Origin of the sequence: Paenibacillus terrigena DSM 21567, assembly GCF_000374845.1 — a bacterium.
GTDB lineage: Bacteria > Bacillota > Bacilli > Paenibacillales > Paenibacillaceae > Paenibacillus_K > Paenibacillus_K terrigena.
Window position 1 is genome coordinate 267,892 of the sequence record NZ_KB895416.1, and the last position, 23,739, is coordinate 291,630.

22 protein-coding genes are annotated in these 23,739 nt (G+C 42.8%); 18 read left to right on the plus strand and 4 right to left on the minus strand.

Annotated elements, in window-relative coordinates:
* Window positions 1–74 precede the first annotated feature (74 nt).
* From C558_RS0115185 to C558_RS0115215, 7 genes are read left to right on the plus strand one after another with little or no spacing between them, the layout of a single operon-like run.
* Window positions 75–1,001, plus strand: coding sequence for a carbohydrate ABC transporter permease (locus tag C558_RS0115185; RefSeq protein ID WP_051106881.1), 927 nt, complete (start codon window positions 75–77; stop codon window positions 999–1,001).
* A 24-nt stretch (window positions 1,002–1,025) separates the two neighbouring features.
* Window positions 1,026–1,916 carry a CehA/McbA family metallohydrolase gene (locus C558_RS0115190; protein ID WP_018757144.1) on the plus strand — a complete coding sequence of 297 codons (891 nt, stop codon included), beginning with the start codon at window positions 1,026–1,028 and terminating at the stop codon, window positions 1,914–1,916.
* A gap of 12 nt (window positions 1,917–1,928) precedes the next feature.
* Complete coding sequence (locus C558_RS0115195) at window positions 1,929–2,939, plus strand: LacI family DNA-binding transcriptional regulator (RefSeq protein ID WP_018757145.1); 1,011 nt, start codon at window positions 1,929–1,931, stop codon at window positions 2,937–2,939.
* A gap of 38 nt (window positions 2,940–2,977) precedes the next feature.
* Window positions 2,978–3,928: a carbohydrate kinase family protein gene (locus C558_RS0115200; RefSeq protein ID WP_018757146.1), complete on the plus strand. Its 951-nt coding sequence runs from the start codon at window positions 2,978–2,980 to the stop codon at window positions 3,926–3,928.
* On the plus strand, window positions 3,925–5,400 hold the full coding sequence (locus tag C558_RS0115205; protein WP_018757147.1) for a leucyl aminopeptidase family protein: 1,476 nt from the start codon (window positions 3,925–3,927) through the stop codon (window positions 5,398–5,400). The genes C558_RS0115200 and C558_RS0115205 overlap by 4 nt, the downstream gene beginning before the upstream one ends.
* A complete protein-coding gene (locus C558_RS0115210) occupies window positions 5,401–6,372 on the plus strand; it encodes an aldo/keto reductase (RefSeq protein WP_018757148.1) in 972 nt (323 codons plus the stop codon).
* Window positions 6,362–7,123: a sugar phosphate isomerase/epimerase family protein gene (locus tag C558_RS0115215; RefSeq protein WP_018757149.1), complete on the plus strand. Its 762-nt coding sequence runs from the start codon at window positions 6,362–6,364 to the stop codon at window positions 7,121–7,123. Before C558_RS0115210 ends, C558_RS0115215 begins: the two co-directional genes overlap by 11 nt.
* An 85-nt stretch (window positions 7,124–7,208) precedes the next feature.
* Here the strand turns inward: C558_RS0115215 and C558_RS0115220 are convergent, their stop codons facing one another.
* Together C558_RS0115220 and C558_RS0115225 are read right to left on the minus strand one after the other, a co-directional pair.
* Window positions 7,209–7,652, minus strand: coding sequence for a DUF441 domain-containing protein (locus C558_RS0115220; protein ID WP_211220768.1), 444 nt, complete (start codon window positions 7,650–7,652; stop codon window positions 7,209–7,211).
* A 123-nt stretch (window positions 7,653–7,775) separates the two neighbouring features.
* Window positions 7,776–8,618 (minus strand): AraC family transcriptional regulator, encoded by an 843-nt coding sequence (locus C558_RS0115225; RefSeq protein WP_018757151.1) that lies wholly within the window; start codon window positions 8,616–8,618, stop codon window positions 7,776–7,778.
* A 130-nt stretch (window positions 8,619–8,748) separates the two neighbouring features.
* Here C558_RS0115225 and C558_RS0115230 point away from each other — a divergent pair, with 130 nt between their 5' ends.
* Genes C558_RS0115230 through C558_RS0115240 form a run of 3 tightly spaced genes read left to right on the plus strand, consistent with a single transcriptional unit; the run spans window position 8,749 to window position 11,634 of the window.
* Window positions 8,749–9,507 carry a TIM barrel protein gene (locus C558_RS0115230; protein WP_018757152.1) on the plus strand — a complete coding sequence of 253 codons (759 nt, stop codon included), beginning with the start codon at window positions 8,749–8,751 and terminating at the stop codon, window positions 9,505–9,507.
* A 51-nt stretch (window positions 9,508–9,558) separates the two neighbouring features.
* Window positions 9,559–10,644: a Gfo/Idh/MocA family protein gene (locus C558_RS0115235; RefSeq protein ID WP_018757153.1), complete on the plus strand. Its 1,086-nt coding sequence runs from the start codon at window positions 9,559–9,561 to the stop codon at window positions 10,642–10,644.
* A gap of 21 nt (window positions 10,645–10,665) precedes the next feature.
* Window positions 10,666–11,634, plus strand: a complete 969-nt coding sequence (locus C558_RS0115240; RefSeq protein WP_018757154.1) for a sugar phosphate isomerase/epimerase family protein — start codon at window positions 10,666–10,668, stop codon at window positions 11,632–11,634.
* Window positions 11,635–11,745: 111 nt separating this feature from the next.
* Here the strand turns inward: C558_RS0115240 and C558_RS0115245 are convergent, their stop codons facing one another.
* Both C558_RS0115245 and C558_RS0115250 read right to left on the minus strand, forming a co-directional pair.
* Window positions 11,746–12,837 (minus strand): M24 family metallopeptidase, encoded by a 1,092-nt coding sequence (locus C558_RS0115245; protein ID WP_018757155.1) that lies wholly within the window; start codon window positions 12,835–12,837, stop codon window positions 11,746–11,748.
* A 113-nt stretch (window positions 12,838–12,950) separates the two neighbouring features.
* Complete coding sequence (locus C558_RS0115250; RefSeq protein WP_018757156.1) at window positions 12,951–13,616, minus strand: hypothetical protein; 666 nt, start codon at window positions 13,614–13,616, stop codon at window positions 12,951–12,953.
* Between the two features lie 644 nt (window positions 13,617–14,260).
* On the opposite strand from C558_RS0115250, the gene C558_RS0115255 reads away from it, so the two are divergent.
* The 8 genes from C558_RS0115255 (at window position 14,261) to C558_RS0115290 (ending at window position 23,686) form a co-directional block, all read left to right on the plus strand.
* Complete coding sequence (locus C558_RS0115255; RefSeq protein WP_051106882.1) at window positions 14,261–16,123, plus strand: polysaccharide biosynthesis protein; 1,863 nt, start codon at window positions 14,261–14,263, stop codon at window positions 16,121–16,123.
* Window positions 16,124–16,142: 19 nt separating this feature from the next.
* The gene (gene galU, locus C558_RS0115260) at window positions 16,143–17,024 is read left to right on the plus strand and encodes a UTP--glucose-1-phosphate uridylyltransferase GalU (protein WP_018757158.1); all 882 of its coding nucleotides are present in this window, start codon (window positions 16,143–16,145) and stop codon (window positions 17,022–17,024) included.
* 46 nt (window positions 17,025–17,070) lie between these two features.
* Window positions 17,071–18,291, plus strand: coding sequence for a DegT/DnrJ/EryC1/StrS family aminotransferase (locus tag C558_RS0115265; protein ID WP_018757159.1), 1,221 nt, complete (start codon window positions 17,071–17,073; stop codon window positions 18,289–18,291).
* Window positions 18,292–18,385: 94 nt separating this feature from the next.
* Window positions 18,386–19,549, plus strand: coding sequence for a CDP-glycerol glycerophosphotransferase family protein (locus tag C558_RS33195; RefSeq protein ID WP_018757160.1), 1,164 nt, complete (start codon window positions 18,386–18,388; stop codon window positions 19,547–19,549).
* Window positions 19,550–19,581: 32 nt separating this feature from the next.
* Complete coding sequence (locus C558_RS0115275) at window positions 19,582–20,283, plus strand: sugar transferase (protein WP_018757161.1); 702 nt, start codon at window positions 19,582–19,584, stop codon at window positions 20,281–20,283.
* Window positions 20,284–20,296: 13 nt separating this feature from the next.
* Window positions 20,297–21,355, plus strand: coding sequence for a glycosyltransferase family 2 protein (locus C558_RS0115280; protein ID WP_018757162.1), 1,059 nt, complete (start codon window positions 20,297–20,299; stop codon window positions 21,353–21,355).
* A gap of 89 nt (window positions 21,356–21,444) precedes the next feature.
* Window positions 21,445–22,563, plus strand: a complete 1,119-nt coding sequence (locus C558_RS0115285) for a glycosyltransferase family 1 protein (protein ID WP_018757163.1) — start codon at window positions 21,445–21,447, stop codon at window positions 22,561–22,563.
* Window positions 22,564–22,582: 19 nt separating this feature from the next.
* Window positions 22,583–23,686, plus strand: coding sequence for an EpsG family protein (locus C558_RS0115290; protein ID WP_018757164.1), 1,104 nt, complete (start codon window positions 22,583–22,585; stop codon window positions 23,684–23,686).
* Window positions 23,687–23,739 lie beyond the last annotated feature (53 nt).

The following is a 23,739-nucleotide window of genomic DNA, read 5'->3' on the forward strand; positions in this document are numbered from 1 at the left end:
CACGGGAAAGGGTGGGTCGGCTCGTTTCAAGCTTCGCTGAACCGGCCCTACTTGTTCACCTTTCAATCGCCAATATGAGGAGGAGACCGAGATTGAGGGAGTTCTACAAGACATCATTCGGGGAAAAAGTCTTTAAAGTCTTCATTTATCTATGTATCACGGCGCTATGTCTATCCATCATCCTTCCTTTCTTCAATATATTGGCCTTATCCTTCAATGCGGGAAAAGATGCGGAACGCGGAGGGATTTACTTCTGGCCGCGTGTATGGTCGCTTCAAAATTTCGCGGAGGTGCTGACTTCAGCCAATATGCTCTCGGCGTTCGGCATATCGCTGTTCAGGACCATTGTCGGAACGCTAGCGAGTGTATTCCTAACGGCCATGGCTGCATATACCTTGAAGAGTAAGACGATGCCGGGCGTTCGATTTTTTACGATGTTGATCTTCTTTACGATGCTGTTCGGTGGCGGCATTATTCCCTATTACATGCTGCTGAAATCCATCCATTTGACGAATACAATCTGGGTGTATGTGATCCCATCCCTCTATAGTGCGTGGAACCTGATCATTATGCGGACGTTTTTTCAGCAAATTCATGTCAGTCTCGAAGAGTCGGCACGGATCGATGGATACAATGATTTCTCGATCTTCATGCGGGTCATCATGCCGCTGAGTAAACCGGTGATTGCAGTGATTATGTTATTCAATGCGGTGGGTCATTGGAATGATTGGTTCACGGGCGCCTTCTATGTCAGATCGGGGGATCTCCGGCCGCTCTCGACGCTGCTACAAGAAATGCTCACCAGGGCGGAAGCGATGCGAAGCAAGCTGGAGTCGGCTGCGGGAACGACGCAATATGAGATGCTCGACAAGATGCAGGTGACAGGCGATTCGATGAAAATGGCTACGATTATTATCGTCATCGCACCGATTATCATCATTTATCCGTTTATCCAGAAGTATTTTGCCCAAGGCGTGATGATCGGATCGATCAAGGAATAGAGGACTGGATATAGGAGGAATCGCATGCGCATTGACAATCCGTACGATAAGCAGGGCACATGGCTGCGGGGCAGCTTCCACAATCATACGAATAACAGCGACGGCTGGTTCTCGCTCGAGACGGTCTACAAGATGTATGCGGACTATGATTTTCTAGCCATATCCGATCATGACAAGATTACGAATCTAGAGGGGAAATGCAGGATCCCTACCGTATTCGAAGCGATTGAGGTCAGCAGTAGTAAGCCGCATATGTTGCTCGTTAAGCCCCCGCATTCGATCATGGAAGGGTACAGCAGCGAATTTACGATTGTGAATTATCAACTGCTTGCCGATGCAACGCTCGATCATGGCGGCATTTGCGTCTTGGTGCATCCGAATCGCTATTTCTCCAACTTCTGGACGATCGAAGACATGCTGCAGATGGAGCGCTACACAGGGGTAGAGATTTATAACGGGGACGGGAATGTGGAATACGATATCGCCTTCGATAAATGGGATGCGCTGCTCTCGGCTGGGCGCAAAGTATGGGGCTTCGGAAATGATGACTCCCATGTCTACGGGCAGGAGAAGCAGGCTTGGAACATGGTGCTCGCCGCCGATCATTCGCAGGAAGCGATTTTGGATGCGATTCGAGGGGGGAGTTTCTACGTGTCGACGGGGTACGGTTTTGACGCAGTTCACTGTGAGGGTTCGAAGATAACGATTAATCTCAGATCGAATGCGCTGCTGGATCAGATGTACAAATACGTCACCTTGTTCGGGAAAGACGGCAGGGTGCTGCATGAAGTGACAGGTCGGGTAAAGCAAGTGGCGTACGAGTGCCAAGGGGATGAAGGGTATGTGCGCGTGAGTGCCTATATTGAGGGGGGTTATGCGGCGTTTTCGCAGCCCTTGTTTATTATGAAGGATTAGGATGAGGTCAAAATGAATGTGAAAATCAAAGACGTTGCCATTCGAGCAGGGGTCTCGACCACGACGGTCTCCAGGGTATTGAACGGGGAGAAGTATGTGAAGGAAGAACTGAAGAAGCGGGTGAATGACGCGATTGAAGAGCTGGGATATGCGCCGAGCCATATTGCCCGAAGCCTTGTGCGCAACAAGACGGATCTCATTGGCGTGATCGTGCCGGATCTCACCTCCAGCTTCTATGCGACGATTCTCAGTTCCATCGAACAGACGGCGACCTCGAACGGCTACAATCTGCTCGTGTGCAACATTAACGAAGATATCGATAAGGAATTGAAGTATTTGAACATTTTCAAGGAAATGCGGGTCGAAGGCATCATTATCATGCATGAGAAAATCAACGAAGAAATTCGTGGATTCATTAATAGCTTGCAGATTCCGGTCATCTTCTCGAGCGTCAAACCGATGGATCAATCGTTCATCTCGGTGATCGTCGATGATTATACGGCTGCGTATGATGCGACGCGGTATTTAATCGAGTTAGGTCATGAACGGATTGGCTTCATCGGGGGAGATATGCGGGATATTACGTCGGGACAGAATCGATATGTCGGTTACTGCAATGCTCTTCGGGATCATGGGCTCAAGATCATTCACGAACGGATTCGATTCGGGGATTACAAAGTGAAGAGCGGATACGAACGGATGGGGGAGCTGCTGCGATACGAGCAATGGCCAACGGCTGTATTCGCTGTGAGTGATGATATGGCGATCGGCGCGGTCAATTGCATTATTGATCACGGCATGCGCGTTCCCGAAGATATCTCAGTGATGGGCTTCGACGGAAGTCAAATGACGGAGCTGGTTCGGCCAAGAATTACTTCAATGGAACAACCGATTCATCACATGGGGGTCGTTACCGTTGAGACGTTACTCCAGCTCATTCGAGGCGAGTTTGAACAGGATGAGGACATCATACTAGGCCACCGATTGGAAGTTCGAGACAGCTGTAGACAGCGCTTGATGTAAGGGAGTGTTTCGGCAGGAAGATACAGGGAGAGGGAGAAATGTTGAAAACATTTGATGCCTTAGTCATTGGTGACGCGAACGTTGATTTGGTAATTGTCGGCTGCAACACGTTACCGCTTCCCGGACAAGAAATATTCGTTCAGGACATGTCTCTGCATGTCGGAGGCGGGGCAGCATTATTCAGTTTAACCCTTGCCAAGCTGGGCAAGACGGTGGCTTTCAAAGGGATCGTCGGTCAAGATTACTATGGTCAGTATGTTCTGAATCAATTCCATCTCGCTGGTATCGATACCAGCTATACGAAGCGAAGCGATCAGAATACGACGGGCATTTCGATTGCGATTAATCCGGAGCGGGATCGCTCCTTTATATCATACGCGGGCACAAATGCGGAGCTGCAAGTCGATCAAGTTGCAGATCTGGAACCGATTCCAGCCCGGCATGTTCATCTTACGGGGTACAGAGGGAGCAGCAATCATGAAGCTTTTATGCGGATTGTTCGCCAATTGAAGGTTTCTGGCATCACGGTGTCACTTGATGTTGGTTGGGATGATACCGGAGAGTGGTATCCGGGTGTCTTTGAACTCATGGATGGGATTGATGTGTTCTTCATGAACGAGACGGAGGCTTTGCATTATACAGGTTGTGCAGCGATTGAAGAGAGTATTGGGCAATTGAAGGAGCGGCAGAAAAATGTAGTCGTGAAAAGAGGCGCCGAAGGAGCAACGGCCATCATCGGAAGTAAGGTGTCGCATTGCGCGGGCTATGTGGTTGAAGTCGTGGATACGACGGGTGCGGGGGATGCTTTTAACGCGGGCTTTATGTACGGCTACCTATCTGGCATGTCGGTAGGGGAATGCCTCGTATACGGTAATGCTTGCGGTGCGCTGTCGGTTCAGAATTATGGCGGCAGCACGGGTGCGGTCGATCTTACAGCGTTGATGCAGTTCATTGAATCGCATCGTGTTGACGAGGAGAGTGCGAAATGAAGGGAATCATCGGGTGTTCAGAGGATGCGCAAGTGATCATTGTTCCGATCTGTAAGGAGGATGTCGTGCGTGGCGGCATGATGGTAGGGGGTGATGAACCGGTCGAGATGGAGCTGCGTCCTTCGGCGGGCGATAAAGAAGCCCTCACTTGGGTGTGCAGTCCGTCGGACCGTCCGGGAATGCTGTTCATTGGCCTTGGTGAACGGACGCGTGTGGACGTAGAGTGTGTGCGGCATGCTGCGGGTTATGCAGGAAGAGCGGTCATGCGCGACAAGCTGGAGCAGGTTCAAGTGTCCTTTGGCTCATTGGCGCAATGTTCGTTGTCAGCAGCTGAAGCAGCGGGGGCGTGGATGGAAGGATGGTCGCTCGGGTCGTATGCATTTGATCAATACAAATCAGCGGCGGCGAAGCGAGTTGTTCCGGTGGTGTACTTGGAAGTAGAGCCATCGGAAGTGGTGGAGGAGCGGATTCGGGTCGCGAATCGTCGTGCAGAAGGGACAATGCTTGCTCGCGATCTTGCGAATGAACCGCCGAATGCGCTTCGTCCGGAGACACTCGCACGCAGGGTTCAGAAGCATTTTGAAGATACGCTAGTTCGAGTTGAAGTGCTGCCCGTGAGCAGCTTGGAGCTGCAAGGGATGGCAGGGCTGTTATCGGTCGGACGTGGGAGCGTGCATCCACCTGTATTGATCAAGATGTCGTATGTTACGGATCCTTCCAAACCATTAATCGCGCTCGTAGGCAAGGGCATCACGTTTGATACGGGCGGGATTTCGCTGAAGAGGGACTACAATATTAGCGATATGCGGATGGATATGGCCGGCGGGGCGTCTGTGATTGGGGCAATGGAGATCTTGTCGCGAAGTGAAGCTGCGCTTAATGTCGTTGCGCTGGTTCCTGCAGCAGAGAATATGCCAGGCGGGAATGCGTTATTGCCTGGTGAAATTCTAACGTATACCAACGGAATTACGGTACAGATTGGCAATACGGATGCGGAAGGCCGTCTCGTCCTTGCGGATGCGTTATTGTATGCCCATCGTCTCGGAGCGGCTGAAGTCGCAGATATCGCGACGTTAACGTATTCCTGCACCGGAGCGCTTGGCTCCAAATACGCAGGTGTCTGGGGTGATCAGGCCTTGGTCGATACGATGCAAGAGGTCGCTGCGCTAGTAGGTGAGAAGGTATGGCAGCTCCCGCTAGCCGATGAATATGACAGTTATTTGGATAGCGATTGCGCAGAGTTGTGCAATGTAAGCAGCGTGGGTGAGGCGGGGGCGATTACCGCGGCGTTGTTCCTGCGGCGATTCGTCCATCCGTCGATGAAATGGGTGCACCTTGATATGGCTGGGCTGAAGGAGATCTCGGCAGCCAAAGGATATCTTGCGCAGGGAGCGACAGGGTTTGGTACGCGTCTGCTCGCGGAATGGGTACTGCATCGTGCAGCTCAGCATGAAGGGAAGGAGGGGGTGTGAATGAAGACGATTGCGATTGAAGGGGTGAAAAATGGCTGCCCCATCACGTATAATGTCTCGCAGTTGATCATGGGCTCGGGAAATTTCTTGCGACGGGATGATATGGCGCATATCGATCGGATGTTCGATACGTTCCTTCACGTTGGCGGCAATCTGATTGATACGGCGCATCAGTATGGTCGGTGCGAACGGAAGATCGGCGCGTGGTTGGATACGTCGGGCAGACGCAGCGAACTCATGATTCTCACCAAAGGTGCGCATCATGACGATGGTGAACCGGGACCGCGCGTGAATTCGCGGGCGATAACAAAGGATTTGCTAGAAAGCTTGGAACGGTTGAGAACTGACCATGTGGAGCTCTATGCCCTGCATCGCGATGATCTAACGGTTGAGGTCGGCCCTATTATCGAAGTGTTGAATGAACATATCGCGTGCGGGCGCATTCATGCCATAGGCGCATCGAATTGGACGCATGAACGGATCCAAGCAGCAAATGACTATGCAGAGTCTCACGGATTATTCGGATTTACGTTCAATAGCCCGAATCTCAGCCTAGCCAAGTGCAGGGTGCCTCGGTGGGAAGGCTGCGTTTCAGCGGGGCGCGAGATGTGTGCTTGGCATGAAGGCAATGGGATGCCGCTTTTGTCCTGGTCCTCGCAGGCTGGCGGGTTCTTCACGGGTCGATTCACACCGGATCAGCGGGATGATGCTGAGATGGTTAACGTGTACTATACTCCGGACAATTGGGAGCGGTATGCAAGGGCGGAACGGCTTGCGCAGGAGAAGGGAGTAAGTCGAATGCAGATCGCATTATCTTATGTGCTCCATCAATCATTTCCGACTGCGGCGCTCGTGGGGATGGAGACGGTTGAGGAAGTGTTATCTTCGGTAGATGGACTCGCGGTCGAGATAACCGAGCAGGAGGTTCGGTGGCTGGATTTGCTTGAAGGAGGTGAAGGGCATGCGGAATAAGTTCGCCGCTCAATTATATACTTTGCGGGAAGCATGCAAGGAGGATTTCTATGGGACACTGCGTACGCTGCAGCAGATGGGGTGGTCAGCGGTACAAATCGATGGACTGCACGGATACCCGGCAGAGGAGATCGCTGCGGTGCTGCACGAAACGGGTCTTTTCGTTGCAGGTATGCATGTGAGCTTAGCCCGGATGAATAATGAGCTGGATGCGGTGATACGCGAAGCGGAATGGTTCGGTACGCCGTATATTTATTGTAATTCAGTACCTGGTGAATTGCAGGATGAGGAAGGGTATCGTCAATTGAAGCGGGAGCTGCTGAACATTGCGGGAAAGGTTCGCGGGAAGGGACTCTACATCGGTCATCACAATCATGATTTTGAATTCCATACGGTTGTTGATGGGAAGGTAGCGTTGGATTACGTGCTCGAACCGGAAGAAACAGGGACTTTGATCCCCGAATTGGACACCTACTGGATTAAGAAAGCGGGGCGCGATCCTCTCGCATACATTTCAACGTATGCAGGTCGGAAGCTGCCGATTTTGCATTTCAAAGATATGACGAAGGATGATCAGCAGTATTTCACGGAAATTGGAGCGGGATGTATCGATTTTGAGCCGATTCTAGCGTGGGGCGAAGCGAATGGTGTCGAATATTACGCGATTGAGCAGGATTATTGCCCGGGCAATCCTTTCGACAGCTTGGCCCAGTCATTATCGTATTTGATGCAGCTTACGAGTACGAAATAGATAGAAGGGTGCATAAAGATGAAAATAGCAACGCCCCTCATGAGCATGTCATGAGGGGCGCCATTTAGGTGCGGTGTAGGAAAAGTTACATTTTCCCGATTATCATCGATAGAATTCCAGCCGCAATGAGCGGTCCAACCGGAACGCCGCCGAAGATTGCTACGCCAAGTACGGTCCCGATTAGGAGACCTGCGACGAGCGTGGGCTGATTGCCCATCAATGTGACGCCACGTCCGCCAAGGTAGGATACGAGGACGCCGATCACGATGGCGAGGATCGATTTCCAGTTCAGGAAGGAATGAAGCATCGTATCTAGACTTATTTTGCCGCTCGCGATGGGGGCCATCACGCCAATCGTTAAAATGATGATTCCGATCGTTAGCCCATATTTCTCAATCCAAGGGAAGACCTGATCCATATGCGTCACACGTAATAGCAGCAGAACGACCATCGCGATGGTGACGGTGGAGTTGCCGCTGAACAGGCCGAGTGCCGCGAACAGCAATAGGATCAGGGAGGGGGTGTCGATGTTGGTCATTAGATGAATTCCTCTTTCTTGGTGCTAATAATTCAACGTGTTGAACTGAATGTGTTTTCCCTACCACGATAGCATATTCGCCTGTTAAATCAAAATGAACACCGTCATATGCCGTTATTTTCGCGTATTCAACTCACGATATTCGCTCGGACTTAAGCCCGTGCGCGTCTTGAAGGTGCGGTGGAAATACGTATAGCTTTGGAACCCGCAGAGCTCGGCGATTTGCTCCAACGTCATTTTGCTATATTCAATTCGTTCACGAGCTGTCGAGATCCGGACCTCAATCGCATAATCCATAATCGTCTGGCCGAATACCTCTTTGAACAGATGGCCAGCGCGAGATACACTGAGCTTCGCATGGTCTGCGACGTCCTGCAAAGTGATCGATTCAGCGGCATGCTGCTCAATATAATCTTTCATATGATTACAGATCGGTACATATTTGGACTTCGCGCTGGAACGGTTGGATTCTTCCAATAGACGGTCGAGCATCAGGAAGAAGGACCTAGTGAGATACTGGACGATCTCCTCCATGGAATCATGGAAACGTCGTTTCTCTTGAATCATCTGGCGCCACAACGTAATAAGCCGTTCATCCAGCCGAATTCGCGTCTTCGGACTGCGTTCGCGGGAGTTCCACCATTCTTCCACATAGCTGCCTCTGACCATGAGGAAGTAGTCCATACTATTAATTTTTGGTAGAACCTGATTCGAGATCGGATGCTGAAATCCTATCTTGAGTTCATAGATATCGCCTTCTTTATAGAGCAGCAGGTCACCGGGTTCCACCGATTCGAAGTGATCGTTCATCCATACATGGGCAGAGCCCTCGGTCTGAAGACGAATGAGGTAGTAAGGTAGACGGCTGCGTTCCCGATTATCGTAAGGTCTATAATGTTTGGCATAGTCCACGAGCAGCACTTCCAAATTGTTCGCAGTGGTTTGTGAAACACTCATTTTTCATCATCCTTTATGATCAAGTGTAGCAAAATAGTTCAGGATTAGGTCATATCATTCATTCCCATTATATCGATAATTTGTCTAGAATAGAAGCGTAGGAAAACCTTTTCATAGGAGTTGGATTGCAATGATGAAGATTGGGCTACAGTTATATACGTTACGTGAGGAGACAAGTCGTGATTTTGTAGGAACTTTGCGTAAAGTTGCAGAAATCGGCTATGAAGGTGTCGAATTTGCCGGGTATGGCGGTATGGCTGCGGAAGAGTTAAAGGCATTGCTAGACGAATTAAATCTCGTGTCGATTGGTGCTCATGTGGGCTTGGATCGCCTTCGTAATCATTTAGAAGAAGAGATCGCTTTTCATAAAGTGCTTGGAACTGAATATATTGCTTGCCCGTACCTATCTGCGGAAGAACGTGGTTCGCTAAGTTCTTTAATGGAGATTACGAAGATATTCAAGGATGCAACCCGCAAATGCGCAGAGCATGGTCTGCAGTTCGGATATCATAACCATGACTTCGAATTTACGGAGCAAATCGGGACCAAGACGGTGTTCGATTCGATCTTCGAATTGACGGCTCCAGCGCCGATGTTCGTTGAACTTGACGCTTGCTGGGTGCATCATGCAGGGTTCGATCCATCCGAATATATGATGAAATATGCGGGTCGTGTGCCGCTCGTTCATTTGAAAGATTTGGTGACGAATGAAGACGGGTCCGCGAAGACAGTTATTCTCGGCACCGGTGAGATGGAGCTGGATGAAGTGATCGCGACAGCGAAGTTGACGGGCGTTGAATGGTTGATCGTTGAGCAGGATATGTGCCAGATCGATCCGATTGAGAGTGTTACACAGAGTATGCAATGGGCGCGTGCGCATCGCAAATAGGGTTGTAATTTCTTTTATATAAAACTATTAAACTATTGGAGGAATTCTATTATGTCCAAAATTTACCGTATTGCAATTATCGGCTGTGGTGGTATCGCGAACGGCAAACATATGCCAAGTCTTAAGAAATTGAAAAATATCGAGATGGTAGCTTTCTGCGATATCATTCCTGAGCGTGCAGAGAAAGCGGCAGAAGAATATGGTGCTGAAGATGCAAAAGTATACACAGATTACAATGAAGTATTCGCTGACAAAACGATTGATATCGTACATGTATGTACGCCGAACGATTCCCATGCTGAGATTGCAATTGCTGCGATGGAAGCGGACAAACATGTTATGTGTGAGAAGCCAATGGCGAAGACAGCAGCAGATGCACGTCGTATGGTAGAAGTTGCGAAGTCGACTGGCAAGAAGCTTACCGTTGGATACAACAACCGTTTCCGTACAGACAGCCGTTATTTGAAAGAAGTATGTGAAGCTGGAGATCTGGGTGAAATTTACTTCGCGAAGGCTCACGCGATTCGTCGTCGTGCCGTACCTACATGGGGCGTATTCTTGGATGAAGAGAAACAAGGCGGCGGACCGCTTATCGATATCGGTACACATGCGCTTGACTTGACGCTCTGGATGATGAACAACTACAAGCCAAAAGCGGTTCTCGGAACAGCATTCCATAAACTATCGAGCCGTGAAAATGCAGCTAACGCATGGGGCCCATGGGATCCAGAGAAATTCACAGTTGAAGATTCCGCATTCGGGATGATTACGATGGAGAACGGTGCAACGATCATGCTCGAATCCAGCTGGGCGCTTAACGTGGTGAAATCCGGTGAAGCAATCTGTACGCTTTGCGGAACAGAAGGCGGCGCAGATATGTGGGATGGTCTTGTAATCAATGGTGAGAAGCACAGCAAATTGTACGATCAGAAGATCCAACTTGGCGCAAGTGGCGTAGCTTTCTATGATGGCGCTTCGGAAGATGCTCCAGATGTAGAAATGCGTCTATGGATCGAAGCAATCGAGCAGGATAAAGATCCTGTCGTAACAGCTGAGCAAGCATGCGTTGTTTCTGAAATTCTTGAAGCGATCTACGAATCTTCCAAAACAGGCAAAGCTGTCTACTTCAACAACTAATCAGCAAAGGAGCGTTCAAAGATGAAATTAGGCGTATTCGCTGTATTATTTGGTCAAAAGCCGCTTGAAGAAGCGCTCGATTATATTCAAGGCAAAGGGCTGCAAGCTGTCGAAATCGGTACAGGAGGCTATCCGGGGAACAGTCACTGCAAACCGGAAGAGCTGCTAGCTGACGCGGGCAAATTAAAAGCGTTCAAGCAAGCTTTCGATTCCCGTGGATTAACGATCAGTGCGCTGAGCTGTCACGGCAATGCGCTGCATCCGCAGAAGGATATCGCGAAGCCGTTCCATGATGATTTCATGCGTACGATCGAGCTTGCGGAGCGTCTTGAAGTACCTGTTGTTAACGGATTCTCAGGCTGCCCAGGCGACCATGAGGGTGCGAAATACCCGAACTGGCCGGTTGCGCCTTGGCCGGGTGACTATCAAGAAATTCTCGACTGGCAATGGTCGAACAAAGTGATCCCTTACTGGACGGAGACGGGGAAATACGCTTCGGATCGTGGGGTCAAAATCGCACTAGAATTGCATGGCGGTTTCTCCGTGCATACACCAGCGAACTTGCTTCGTCTGCGTGAAGCGGTTGGGGAAGTGATCGGCGCGAACCTCGATCCGAGCCATATGTGGTGGCAAGGGATTGATCCGGTACAAGCGATCCATATTCTAGGACGCGAGAATGCGATTCATCACTTCCATGCAAAGGACACAACGATCGATCCGATCAATGTGAACAAACATGGTGTGACGGATATGCAATCCTATGCTTTGATGCTTGATCGTGCATGGCAGTTCCGTACGGTGGGTTATGGTCATGATATGAAGGTGTGGGCGGACATCATGAGTGCGCTTCGTCTTGTCGGCTATGATTATGTCGTAAGTATTGAGCATGAAGATGGCTTGATGTCGGTAGAGGAAGGCTTCACGAAAGCCGTCGAGAACTTGAATCAAGTTTTGATTAGAGAGCCGCTTGGCGAGATGTGGTGGGTATAAGACCCGTCACGATAATTAATAAATGAAAATCCCCGTTCTTCCGGTCTGTTGAGACTGTGAGGAACGGGGATTTTTGATTTAGATGAATCGGGTTAGATGGAAAGCGTGGGGCTATCCTCCGATGATCGTTAGTTCTTTTGGATATGTCGTGAGAATTTCGATTCCGTCTGCCGTCACGACGACGTCGTCTTCGATCCGGACGCCGCCGCGGTTCGGGAGGTATATGCCCGGTTCAATCGTGAATACGACGCCTTCTTGCAGGAGGTCTTCATTGTTCGCATGAACGCCTGGATATTCATGTACATCCATGCCGAGACCGTGACCTAGGCGATGCATGAAATATTGTCCATAGCCTTGATCTTCGATCACTTGACGCGCAGCGCGGTCAATGGAGGCATAGGTCACGCCAGGGCGGACGGCTGCGATCGCCGCGAGATTCGCTTGAAGCGTCGTGTTGTAGATTTCTTTGAGCTGATCATCAATCTCGCCTACAGCGAACGTTCGCGTAATGTCCGAAGCGTAGCCATTGGCATAGACGCCGAGATCGAAAAGCAGCAGCTCATTCGCTTGCACTTTCCGTGTGCTTGGATTCCCATGCGGCAATGCGGATTTCTCTCCAGCGAGCACCATGGTATCGAAGGAAGGCCCATCAGCGCCCAGCTTCTTCATCTGGTATTCGAGCTCAGCGACGAGTTCTATCTCGGTTACGCCGACCTTCACTTGGCTGACGACGGTATGTAATGCTGCCTCAACCAGCCGCACGGCTTCCTTCATGCGCACGATCTCGTCTGCGGATTTACGCATGCGCATGCTGCGGAGCTGATCTCCTGCGTCGATATACGCGTTCGCTTGCACGACAGCGCTTAATCCTTCGAAACGAACGACGGATAGGTGCTCTTTCTCAATCCCGAGCGTGTGGATCGAAGCTGGCAGGTGCTGTTTTAAGATGGCATATGGATTATCCGTATCCGTATGTGTGGCAATTCGCTTCACCGAAGATTCCTGCGAAGCTGCTTCTGCATCGAGTGCGGGAACGATCAGCACTGGCTCTTGCTCTGTAGAGATGATAAGACCGAGGAAACGCTCGTGCGGATTGCAGGCGAATCCAGTGAAGTAGTAAACATGCTTCGGTTCCGTAATTAATAGAGTGGACATGCCGCTTGCTTGCATAAGGGTATAGAGTTGATTGATGCGGTTCGTCATTGTGGATTTCATCCTTTCGCTAACTAGAGATTCTATATAGCGACGATACCACTTTTTAAGCGGGAATGCCAATGATGGGTGTTGCTATGTACGTCTTATTCTTTATTCGATGATTAGCTTAATGCCTTGTCCATCATTTCTGATTTTTTCTTGCTTATTGTTGATTTGTAGGCTTCTTCTGCTTTATCAGCCATTTTTGTGGATAATCCAGCGTCTTTCAATTCTTGCTTCATTTTGCCCAGAATATCATAGAACACACCGTCAACACTCTTCTCCAATTTTTTCGCCGCACTCATATAAATGGAGGCGATTTCGGACTTCGACCGATCAGACCCTTTGTAATCTTTTTTAGCATTTTTGAGGAGAATATCGAGCTTGGATACGGCCATACTCTGCAGCTTGACGAATGTCGAAGCATATTTCTCAGAAATTTCTTTTTCTTTGTCTGAAGTTGCTCCATCGATTAGTTTATTAACTTCTTCCTTTGAAATAGGTTCTGCTTTGGTAGCCACAGGCTTGGCCTCCTTCTCGCTCTTCTTGTCGGTTGTTGCTGTCGAATTATTTTGGGATTGGTCACCAGATTTGTCGTTGGAATCTCCATTATTGGTCTCCGTATTTAACCCAGGGTCAAGAACGCCAGAGAAGTCAAAAAAATCTGCATCGGCATGAATCTCATCTGCTGTGACATCGCGATTAAACAAATAATTATAGGTATATAAGCCTAATCCTCCTAATATCAAGACAATTCCTAAAATGACAATAAGTGTTTTTTTACGCATTGAATGTTTTACTCCTTTGTAGAATATTAGTAGTTTTCAGTTAAGATACCATAAAATGAGGTGCGAATCATATACTTTTTAACATTTAATAGCAGATAAAGTTTTTAATACAAGAAGTGGATTATAGAACTTAAAGATTAGTTAAAGAGTCGAAAAAATAGGTTGTATGGATTAGGTAAAGATAGTAGTATGTTGGAATATGTTGTAATCTACATCTATTTGCGATTATATTACTATAAATACAGTAAATTCGACATATTGTGCAAAAGGTAAAAATATTCGGAGATGTCATCCTTTCCGTTATCAATGGAGGCACTCGGCCGTGCTGTGGGAGCTAAAGCATAGTTCCTTAGACGTTGATCGCCAAGGGTACGGTGTGAGGTTAGGTTAAATGCCTGCGTAAAAAGTAGAGGAAATCTTTAATGGTTTGAGTGTACGAAAATTAATGGTAGCGCTTACAGTTCGTGCGTTGAAACGATAGAAGATCGGATTTCTACTGTATATGGAATGGTTATATACTCCTGATGATGTTGCGTGACATCGTTTGGAGTTTTTTATATTAGAGGAGTTAAATAAGTTGAACTGTCTTTAGAGAGAAATTGGGATAAGGGGGGTGAACGTAGTTGGTGGCATATGGTCGGAAGATGATTCTTGTATTTATTGATATTTTCAGTATTTGGGCGAGTGTATACATAGCGTACTTTCTGATGTTTCATGGCACCATACCTGCAGAATATCATATGCAAGCATTTAAATTAGCTGTGTTATCGACGGTGATCTGTACAGTCATGTTGTACTACCATAAGTTGTATAGTCGAATTTGGCGTTATGCGAGTGTCGTTGAAACCTTAGAAATCGTTAAATGCGTTGTGATATCGAGTGTCGTTTCTTATGCAATCATGAGGTTCATTTTTGCCGAGAAGGTATACTGGATTATTCTTCTAATGGCTGTACAGACGATGGTTATTAGTATTGGCGGAGTAAGACTCCTGTGGAAATATATATATATCACTCGAAATAGCAATAGATCAAATACTAGCAAAACGTTAATCATTGGTGCCGGGGATTGTGGAAGCTTGATTGCAAAAGAGCTAATGACAAACCCGTCTTCCAAAATGTTACCTGTTGCTTTTGTAGATGATGACCCTGTGAAGCATCAACATCAAATTCTTGGAATTCCTGTGGTGGGTTCGCGGAAAGATATTTTACATATTGTGAATGAAATGAGTATTGAACATATTATTATCGCGATGCCATCGATACCTAAGAGCGAGATTAGACAGATTATTGATATTTGCAAGGAAACCAAGGCGAAGTTGAAAATTGTGCCGATTCTCAATGATATTATTGTTGGCAAAATTAATATACAAAGTATTCGTGATGTGCAAGTGGAAGATTTGCTTGGTAGAGAACCCGTCGATACAGATCTTGAAGGTATTGCAGATTATGTGAGAGAGAAGACGGTGCTTATTACCGGTGCTGGTGGATCTATTGGATCTGAGTTGTGCAGACAGATCGCATTGTTCAGGCCGAGACGACTGTTGTTGCTTGGACATGGTGAGAACAGTATTTATACGATAGAAATGGAATTGCGCAATAATTTCTCGCATTTGGCGATTATTCCGATCATTGCTGATGTTCAAGACCGAGCGAGAATTGAACAGGTATTCGAAAAACATCGTCCTCAAGTAGTTTTCCATGCTGCAGCGCATAAGCATGTTCCACTAATGGAAGCGAACCCGGCTGAAGCAATTAAAAATAACGTGTTTGGGTCCAAGAATGTAGCGGAGTGTGCTCATCTATTTGGTGCAGAAAGATTCGTTATGATCTCTACCGATAAGGCTGTTAATCCAACGAGCGTTATGGGAACCACAAAACGTATTGCAGAAATGGTTGTACAGAGTATTAATGCTGAGAGTAAAACAGTATTTGCAGCGGTACGTTTTGGGAATGTACTGGGAAGTCGTGGGAGTGTCATCCCGCGGTTTAAGGAGCAGATTAAACGTGGAGGGCCTGTCACTGTGACGCATCCCGAAATGGTTCGTTATTTCATGACCATCCCCGAAGCAGTTCAACTGGTAATTCAAGCGGGTGCTCTGGCACAGGGTGAGGAAGTCTTTGTATTAGATATGGGCGAACCTGTGAAAATCGTAGATCTCGCAAAAGGATTAATCAAAATGTCCGGCTTGGAGCCAAATGTAGATATCAAAATTCAATATTCGGGTATTCGGCCCGGAGAGAAGTTGTATGAGGAGCTGCTAACCAACGAGGAAGGGCTATCATCCACGACCCATAACCGGATCTTTATAGGAAAAGCCGTTGAATATGATAAAGCTAAATTAAAACTACAAGTGAATAATTTGGAGCATGTACTTGAAGAAACGGATCGAATTAGATATCACCTGCAACAACTTGTACCGACGTATTGCTCGCTGGATCTGCAGAAAGAGAATTCGGTGGAAGAGAAGAACGAGATGGTTACGGATTTGGTGTTGGTTGGTGTCTAAATGATTTAGGAGGATGGAAATGAAGGTTAGAAAGGCAATCATTCCAGCGGCAGGACTGGGAACAAGATTTTTACCAGCAACGAAGGCGATGCCTAAGGAAATGCTGCCCATCGTAGATAAACCTACGATTCAATATATTGTTGAAGAAGCTGTTGAATCTGGGATTGAAGATATCATAATCGTGACGGGTAAAGGTAAACGTGCCATTGAAGATCATTTTGATAACTCTTTTGAGCTAGAACAAAATTTATTGGAAAAAGGAAAACTAGATTTATTAGATGAGGTTCAGAAATCATCGAAAATGGTGGATATACACTACATACGTCAGAAAGAGCCGAAAGGGCTAGGACATGCAATTTGGTGTGCCCGTAAGTTCATTGGCAATGAGCCTTTCGCTGTGCTTTTAGGAGATGACATTATAAAAGCAGAGACTCCATGTCTGAAACAAATGATTAATCAATATAACCGTTGTGAAGCATCCGTTATTGGAGTGCAGCGAGTACCAGATCATGAGGTTACAAGATACGGTATTGTTGATGCGAAGAAAATTGATGAACGATTGTTTAGAATTCAGAATATGGTTGAAAAACCAAGTATAGATGCAGCGCCTTCTAATCTTGCGATCATGGGTAGGTATATTTTGACTCCACATCTATTTGATATCTTGAGTAAGCAAGAAATTGGTGCTGGTGGGGAAATTCAACTAACAGATGCGATTGCCAAATTGAACTTGATTGAAGAAGTTTATGCCTATGATTTTGAGGGTGCACGCTTTGATGTGGGTGAGAAAATGGGATTTATACAAACGACAATTGAATTTGCGCTCCAACGTGAGGACTTGAAAACACAGTTACTAGAATATATGTCAAGAATTGTGAACGAAGTGAGACAAACAGTCTGAAGATTTTTAAATGTAAGATTGAACTGAATAAAGGAGTTATTTGAAGATGATAACGAAAGTGCCTGCGAAGTTACATATACCTTTTTCGCCCCCAGATATTAGTGCTGAGGAAATAGAAGCTGTTGTAGAAACCTTAAAATCAGGTTGGATAACGACGGGGCCAAAAACAAAATTATTTGAAAAAAAAATAGCAGACTATTGTAATACTGATAGAGCTGTTTGTTTAAACTCTGCAACAGCAGCAATGGAAATGACATTACGTATATTAGGAATTGGAGAAGGGGATGAAGTTATAACATCTTCGTACACTTACTCTGCTTCTGCTAGTATAATCATTCATGCTGGTGCAAAGCCGGTATTAGTAGATACTGCGCCTAATTCTTATGAGATGGATTACGATCAGTTAGAAAAGGCTATTACTAGTAAGACAAAAGTAATTATTCCTGTTGATATAGCAGGTGTTATTTGCGATTACGATAGGATTTTTGAAATTGTTAATAGAAAAAAGAGTGTTTTTTCTCCAAAAAGTAATATTCAAGCTACAATAGGAAGGGTTATTGTACTAGCTGACTCTGCTCATGCATTTGGTTCACAAAAGAACGGAAAAGTATGTGGGGAAATAGCTGATTTCACGAGTTTTTCTTTTCATGCAGTTAAAAACTTGACTACGGCCGAGGGTGGTGCAGTAACTTGGCGTAACATTGATGGGATTAGTAATGGTGAAATATACAATCAATTTATGTTAATGTCTCTTCATGGACAATCGAAAGATGCTCTTGCTAAGACGCAACTAGGATCATGGGAATATGATATTGTCCTACCCGCTTATAAATGTAATATGACGGATATTATGGCATCCATAGGACTGGTACAACTGAAACGTTATCCAAAAATTCTTGAGAGACGTAGAGGAATCATCAAAGAGTATGATGATGCTTTGAAGAGTGAAAATGTACATATATTAAAGCATAGCGGTGAAAATTATTCATCATGTGGACACTTATATCTTGTTCGATTGAATGGTAAAGAGGTTGAATATCGTAATAAGGTTATTGAAAAAATGGCGGAAATCGGAATATCGACAAATGTACATTATAAGCCATTACCAATGCATACAGCATATAAGAATATGGGTTTCAATATTGTTGACTATCCCAACTCTTACAACATGTATAAAAATGAAATAACTTTACCTTTACATACACGATTGAAAGATGAAGAAGTATCTTATGTTATCGAAAACTTTATTAACATAATTAACAAATAAAAAAGTAGTTCTGATTGTTCGTAAATCATTCTTAGTCTTTAAATGAATAATTAACGGTTATTCGATAAATGTATAGTAACTTCGGAGGAACAACATGCAAGAATTAAAAAGAGCTATATTATTTTATAGTCTCACGATTTTAAATAGTTTTTTTGTTAAAAAAAACAATAAAATTGCAGTTTACGGACGCACAAAATTAGAGAATAATTCTGAGGCAATACTTAAATATCTTATTGAAAATGGATATAACGAAAAGTATGAAATTGTATGTTTGCTAAGGAATTATAAGGATTATGAAAAGTATACAAGAAAAAATATGAAATTTGTCTCGAAAACATTTAAGACACTATATCATCTTTTTACTTCAAAGTATATTTTCAATTCGCAAACTTTGTCTGTGGCAGCTTTCAAGCCACTTTATGGTCAAATTACGATGAATATATGGCATGGTTCCCCGTTAAAAGCACTTGGTAGAATGGTTTCAAAAAAAGAGACGATGCATTATCCAACGAAAGCAGATACATATTTTTTAGTTGCATCGGTTTTCTTTAAACAAAAGTATTTGCAGTGCTATAACTATAAGGAAGAACAGTACATAATCGGTGGAAATCCTAGGAATGATTTGTTATTTTCGGAAAAAAGTTGTCTGAAAATATTGGGGATTTCACAAGAGTCATATAAAAAAGTGGTACTATTTATGCCAACTTTTAGGAATTCAAAAGAATTAGGTAGAAATGACTCAAATAAAGAATTTCCATTGATCACCTTAGAAAATATAGATTATGTTAATTCATTTTTAAAAGAGAATAGAATTCTATGCATAATAAAGCCTCATCCATATCAAGATAATATTTCTTTTTTAAATAGTAAATATTCGAATATAGTGAAATATAATAACGATGATTTGATTAGATCAGATATTAACTTGTATGAACTTCTTGGGCAGGTTGACGCACTAATAACTGATTATTCGTCAGTTTATTTTGATTTTCTGATTCTAGATAAGCCTATCGGCTTCGCTATTGAAGATCTTAGTAACTATAATGATTCAAGAGGATTTACTGTTGATAATCCTTTGGATTTTATGCCAGGACCTAAAATTTATGATATTAACGATTTCTTGAATTTTTTTATTTCACTTAATAAAGAGGATCAATATTCATTGGAAAGAAAGCGTATTAATGAAATCGCAAATAGATATACAGATAATAAAAATACTGAACGTATTTTGACACTTCTAAATATAAGTCGAGCGTAAATAAATATTCAATTTTAGGAGTAATTAAAGGAATGAATTTTTTTGGAGTTCTCAATAAGTGGGATGGATTACCAATAAATATGCAAAATCAGGTTGTGAGAAAGCACTACGAAAGATTGGAAAACAAACAAATAGAATTAATACTTAAAAGGTGCTTCGATATTATGTTTGCGTTACTCTTGCTAATTATACTATCTCCTGTATTTTTATTGTTAAGCATAGTAATAAAAATAGACTCTAAAGGTAGTGTGATGTTTAGACAAGTACGTGTAACACAATATGGGCGTGAGTTTAGAATTTTCAAGTTTAGAACTATGGTGGTTAATTCAGAGAAGATAGGATCACAGGTAACAATAAATAATGATAATCGAATAACGAATGTGGGTAAGTTCTTGAGAAAAGTTCGTCTCGATGAATTACCACAATTGATAAATATTATATCAGGTGATATGAGTTTTGTAGGCACAAGACCAGAAGTTGTGAAATATGTGGAGCATTATAGCGATGAAATGTTATCAACATTATTATTACCTGCAGGTGTAACATCTAGAGCTAGTATTGAGTACAAAGATGAAAACAAATTATTATCTGAGACAAATAATATTGATGATACATATATCAAAGTTGTATTACCTCAAAAAATGAAGATTAATTTAGAGTATACATTCAAATTCGGTCTAATCGAAGATATAAGAATACTAATCAATACAGTTCTTGCGGTTATTGGGAAATGAGGGAGCGGGAAAATTGAATGTTTCAATATGTATAATTGCCCATAATGAACAAGATACATTGAAAAATCTTTTTGAAGATATCAATAAACAAGATTATCCACATGAGTTAATAGAAATAATTTTAGTAGATAGTGCTTCTACTGATAATACCAAGAGTATTATGCAAAAATTCGCTAAGGAACAACATGGCTTTAAACAGGTTTTTATTACAGATAACCCTAAAAAAAGTCTAGCGGCTGGTTGGAATGTTGCTTTAAGTACGGTTTTAGGACAAATCATTATAAAAATTGATGCACACGCATCTGTTCCAAGTGATTTTGTAAGTAAAAACGTTAAATGTATTTTGAGTGGGGAAGACATATGTGGTGGTTATAGACCTAATATTATTGATGAATACACCCCATGGAAAGAGACATTGCTTATTGCCGAAAAATCTATGTTTGGAAGCAGTATTGCTCCATATAGAAGGAACAATACTGAAAAATATGTAAAATCTATGTTTCATGCTGCCTACAAAAGAGAGGTCTTTGAAGATGTTGGGGGATTTAATGAGTTGTTAGGCAGAACTGAGGATAATGAAATACACTATAGAATTAGAAGAGCAGGATATAAACTTTTTTTTGATTCAGAAATAGTATCTTACCAGCATACGAGAAATAGTATGAAGAAATTGATAAATCAAAAATATGGGAATGGATACTGGGTCGGTTTAACTTTAGGTATATCACCGAAGTGTCTTTCAGTTTTCCATTTTGTACCATTGTTTTTCATTCTTGCAATTATCTCTAGTTTTATTGTTAGTGTATTTAGTTCCAATATTCCTGCATTAATATTATGGATAGTTTATTGGATATTAGCTATTTTTATGACAATTATAGCAGTTATCAAAGAGAAAAAATGCATACAACAATTATTATTACCTATTATATTTTTCTTACTACATATTAGTTATGGATTAGGAACTTTAATTGGGATAATCAAACTTCCTTCGTGGACTTATGTAAATCGAGAAGTTAATGGAGTAGAAGAGATTAAAGAAACCATGAAGAATAATCGTCGACAGGCTCTATGATTTTCCTAATGATATAATTCTTGGTATTAAAACATATGCACATTTTCGATATAATGCTGAAATTAGTTTGTATAGAGGGGATTTAAGTAGTGAAACCTAGAAGAATTCTGCATGTAGTATCGAGTTTAGCGCGTGGCAGTGGTGTCATGAGTGTGATTATGAATATTTATCAAAATTTAGATAAATCGAATGTTCAATTCGACTTTATATTTTTTAAAGATGTAAATGATTCTTACGAAAACGAAATAACCAGTTATGGTGGGGAAATATATAAAATCCCTCGGCCGAGCATAAAAGGAATGCTTACATTTTACTCGTTTACAAGTAATTTTTTTAAAGAGAATAGTGAAAAATACACTGCGTTGCAGATTCATGAGGTATATCTTTGTTCGATTCTAGCCCCAGTAGCAAAGAGAAACGGGATAAAAAACATAATTGCTCATTGTCATAATACGATGTATGCTGATAAATTTGTTAACTCAATCCGCAATCGAGTTTTATGTTTACCACTAAAGCGAGTTGTAGATATTAATTTCGCTTGTTCAGTAGCAGCAGGCGAGTTTTTATTTGGAAAAAAAGCAATGCGAACTGGAAAAGTGCGTGTAATTAATAATGCGATTGACTGTGATAAGTATAAATTTGATCAGGATACGCGAAATAATATTAGAAATGAATTGAGTATTAATGATAAGTTTGTTATAGGACATGTAGGCAGATTCAATGAGCAAAAGAATCATACGCAATTATTGGATATATTCGTAGAAATTAAAAAGATAAGAAGTAATAGTCAATTGTTATTAGTTGGGGAAGGACCATTAAAAGATTACATAAAGGAAAAAGCTGAAACTCTCGGAATATCTAAGGATATACTTTTTCTTGGGCAACGTAGCGACGTAGATAGATTATTGCAGTCAATGGATGTGTTTATAATGCCATCATTATTTGAGGGGCTACCAGTTGTCGGTATTGAAGCTCAAGCAACAGGTTTACTATGCTATATGTCTGATGAAGTAACTGAAGAAGTTTCTATATCTAATCTTTATTTTAAATCCCTAAATGTACCGCCTCATGAATGGGCTAATGATATAATTGAGAATTTCAATGGATTCCAACGTAAAAATAATTCATTAGTAATAAAAAGAAGTGGATTTGACATTAAAGTTGAAGCAAAAAAAACAGAGAATTATTATTTAGAGTTAAACAATTGAGGCAAGGAGCACTACATCTATGTGGCTGTATTACGGTTTAGTAGTATATATTTTAATTTTAGCCTTTGTTTTATGGGGAATGCACAATGAGGATCAAAAAAAGAAAATATATTTATTTCTAACATTTGGACTTTTTTTTCTGTTAGCTGCATTTAGATCTAATTCTGTCGGTAATGATACCCTGACATATATTAAACTGTTTGAAACGACACAGTATAGTGGTATTGCAAATTTTGGTGAAAGATATGAGATTGGCTATTTAGTACTAAATAAGCTGTTGGGTTACATTTCCTCTAATCCACAAATTATCTTAATTGCAACAAGTATTATCATTATTTTTGGTTATTGGAGATTTGTTTGGAAATATTCTATGATGCCCTGGCTTAGTGTATATCTTTTTTTTACAATGGGGTATTTTGGGGCTACTTTAAACACCATTAGACATAATATTGCTATAGTAATACTGCTTTTATCATTTGATTTTATTTTAAAACGGAAATTATCTTATTTTGTTGCGCTTGTTCTTTTGGCGTCATTGTTTCACAATACAGCCATCATATTTATAATTGCATATCCGATGGTAATGCTTAGGCTAAACTATAAAACGGTATTTATTTCACTAGGTACAGCTATAGCAGGATATCTGTTCTTTCCTAAAATGCTTAATGTGATTATATCTTTTTTTCCTAGGTATAGTTATTATTTAGGCGGAAAATATCTAGATGGGAATATAAGACTAGCAACTATTGTAGATATATTGGTTTCTGTGGCAATATTATCAATTGGTTTGATTATTTATTATAAAAACACTCAAAGTATTCTTTTAAAAGAATCACAAAATGTTGAGTCAAGAGAATTTGAAATATTGACGATACTTACATTGATTGGCATTGTAATATCATTTATATCTCTTAATTTCAATCTTTTGGATCGAGCGGGAACTTACTTTCACATTTTTTCTATAATATATTTACCAAACGCTTTGAAACAAATTAAAAATAATAAATTGTACCCCATGTTGGTTTATCTTGCGATTATCTTATTTTTTGTATACTCAACAATTATTCAAATATATCGTTCAGAATGGAACGATATATTTCCCTATAGTTTCTTTTGGGGATGATATGAATAATTGTTAATTTGCGAAGGAAGGTATTATTATATTTCCAATTAGAA